Annotated in this window: 2 protein-coding genes; one reads left to right on the forward strand and one right to left on the reverse strand. The window is 40.2% G+C overall.

All coding sequences use genetic code 11. The features are described 5' to 3' along the window. Positions 1–2480, forward strand: a 2480-nt coding sequence (locus tag E1176_RS03440; RefSeq protein ID WP_155209179.1) for an ATP-dependent Clp protease ATP-binding subunit, incomplete at its 5' end; no start/stop codon positions are given. Between the two features lie 74 nt (positions 2481–2554). Here the strand turns inward: E1176_RS03440 and E1176_RS03445 are convergent. Continuing rightward, positions 2555–3223 (reverse strand): tetratricopeptide repeat protein (locus E1176_RS03445; RefSeq protein ID WP_155209180.1); only part of this gene is annotated, 669 nt, incomplete at its 5' end.

The following is a 3223-nucleotide window of genomic DNA, read 5'->3' on the forward strand; positions in this document are numbered from 1 at the left end:
TGGGTCACGATTACATCGGTACGGAGCACTTACTACTCGGTATGATTAGAGAAGGTGAAGGAGTGGCTGTCAGCTTGCTGAAAAAGCTTGGCATTTCTTTAGATGAGCTTCGCAGTTCGGTTGAGAAAGTTTCAAAAGGAACTGCCTCTCATGACGTTAAGAATCTGGCCAATATTCCTTTGACCAGACAATCAGAAAAAGTATTAAAAATCACATATCTCGAAGCTAAGATTTTCAAAAGTCAGCTTATTGGTACAGAGCATCTGCTACTTTCTATCCTAAGAGATGAAGACAACATAGCTACTCAGATTTTAGAAAAATTTGATGTGAACTACGATGTTGTGAAGGAGCTTTTGGAGTACCAGACTGAAAATCCTATGGCATCTTCTGATACAGACGAGCCAGACGAAGATTCTTCTAAGATCTTCGGTAGCGGTGGTAGCGGTAGTGGTAAAGAGAAGCGTGGCACAGAAAAATCTCGTACTCCTGTACTTGATAATTTCGGTCGCGACCTTACCAAACTCGCAGAAGATGACAAGCTAGACCCTATCGTAGGTCGTGAAAAGGAAATAGAGCGTGTAGCTCAAATCTTAAGCAGGAGAAAGAAAAATAATCCAATTTTGATTGGTGAGCCTGGTGTAGGTAAAACAGCTATTGCTGAGGGACTTGCACTTAGGATCGTACAGAAGAAAGTATCTCGAGTACTTTTCGGCAAAAGAGTTGTGACGCTTGACTTAGCATCTCTTGTAGCTGGCACAAAATACAGAGGCCAGTTTGAGGAGCGTATGAAAGCCGTTATGAATGAGCTTGAGAAGTCTCCTGAAGTGATTCTATTCATTGATGAGTTACATACTATTGTGGGTGCTGGTGGAGCTTCCGGCTCGCTAGACGCATCAAACATGTTTAAGCCAGCCTTAGCGCGAGGTGAGATACAATGCATCGGTGCAACTACACTTGATGAGTACAGACAGTATATCGAAAAGGATGGTGCACTAGCAAGGCGTTTCCAAATGGTAATGGTAGATGCTACTACTCCTGAAGAAACGATTCAGATACTTGATAACATCAAGAATAAATATGAAGAGCATCACCACGTGAACTACACGCCTGAGGCGATTGATGCATGTGTGAAGCTTTCTGATAGATACATTAGTGATAGATACTTACCAGATAAGGCTATCGATATCTTAGATGAAGCTGGCGCTCGCGTACATATCAATAATATCCACGTACCTGACAACATTGTAAAGTTAGAAGCTGCGATTGAGGATATTAAGGAAGAAAAAAATAAGGTCGTAAAAAGCCAGAAATACGAAGAGGCTGCCCAACTGAGAGATAAAGAAAAGAAACTTATTGATCAGCTAGAGCAGGCTAAAGTTAAGTGGGAAGAAGATACCAAAAGCAAGCGTTACACGGTAAACGAAGATCATGTAGCTGATGTAATCGCGATGGTAACAGGTATCCCTACTAAACGAATCGCTCAAAAAGAAAGCAATAAACTTCTAGGAATGACTACCGAGCTCAAGGGCAGAGTAGTTGGCCAGGACGATGCGATAAGCAAGCTTACTAAAGCCATACAAAGAACACGTGTGGGTCTGAAGGATCCTAAAAAGCCAATTGGTTCGTTCATCTTCTTAGGCCCTACTGGTGTAGGTAAAACGGAATTGGCCAAAGAGCTTTCTACTTACTTATTTGACAAAGAAGATAGTCTTGTGAGAATTGACATGAGTGAATACATGGAGAAATTCTCAGTATCGAGACTTGTGGGAGCGCCTCCGGGCTACGTTGGTTATGAAGAGGGTGGTCAGCTAACTGAGAAAGTTAGAAGAAAGCCTTACAGCGTAGTATTGCTTGATGAAATCGAAAAAGCGCACCCTGATGTATTTAACTTATTACTTCAGGTGCTTGATGATGGTATTTTAACTGACGGCCTCGGTCGAAGAGTTGACTTTAGAAATACAATCATCATAATGACATCAAATATAGGTGTGAGAGATCTGAAGGATTTTGGAGCCGGTATTGGTTTCGCCCCTTCCTCTTCTTCTAAAAACGAAGATGAAGTGATGAAAAGCACTATTCAAAGTGCACTCAAGAAGGCCTTTAGTCCTGAGTTCTTAAACAGACTTGATGATGTGATTGTGTTTAACTCATTGACAAGAGAGCATATTCACGAGATCATTGACCTTACACTCGGCAAGCTATTCGAAAGAATAAATGCACTAGGTTATGAAGTTGAGCTTACTACAAAAGCTAAAGATTTCTTATCTGAAAAAGGATATGACCCTCAATACGGTGCAAGACCTTTAAACAGAGCCATTCAAAAGTATCTTGAAGACCCTGTAGCAGAAGAGATTCTTAAAGGTGAGATAGAAGAAGGCGCTACGATAGTAGCTGATCATGATGGTAAAAGTGAAGAGCTTAAACTTAAAGTGAAAAAGAAAAAGCCTTCTAAAAAAGAAGAGAAGAAAGACGAAGAGTAATCGTTCTTTTCCATAAATAACTAAGGCCATTCCAAATTGGAATGGCCTTTTTATTTTCTTCCCAACTAGGTAAGTCAACTACAGTACTTCGTCTTAAGTGCATTTGCTTTTTGTTTATCGAAGCGTTCTATGGCATCAAAATCTTCACAGGCCATACCTTTCTGCCCCAACCTAAGGTTACAAATACCTCTTCTTATATAAACATCTGCTTTTTGATAATTGAGACTGATGGTCTTATCAAAATCTATTTTTGCTTTATCAAATCTATTGAGGCGTTGAAATACGATTCCGCGATTAAAATAGGCCTTACTAAAATTAGGGCTTTCCCTAATTACATAATTAAGGTCACTTAATGCTCCATACCGATCTCCGGTTTGAGCACTGGCAATTGCACGGTGATAGTACGCATTGAGGTGATTAGGCTTCAGTTTTATGGCGCTATTAAAATCTTGAAGTGCTCGCATATATCGCAAGTCCTGCAGATAGCACTGCCCCCTCAGGTAGAAAGCCATAAAATTTTTATTATCCAACTTAAGTACTTTATTGAAATCCATCAGGGCACTTTTTCTTTCACCCATTTTTAAATAACACTGCCCTCTGCTTAAATGAACCTGTCTAAAGTGATCATATCGTAAATACAAACACTGAGTATAGCTGGCAACGGCATTTTCGTAATCCTCCAGCTCCTCGTAACTTCTGGCCAGGTTGTAGTAAAAACCGGAATTAGTTCGATCAAATTTTAT

Source organism: Fulvivirga aurantia (assembly GCF_009711475.1).
In the GTDB taxonomy this organism is placed as follows: Bacteria; Bacteroidota; Bacteroidia; order Cytophagales; family Cyclobacteriaceae; genus Fulvivirga; species Fulvivirga aurantia.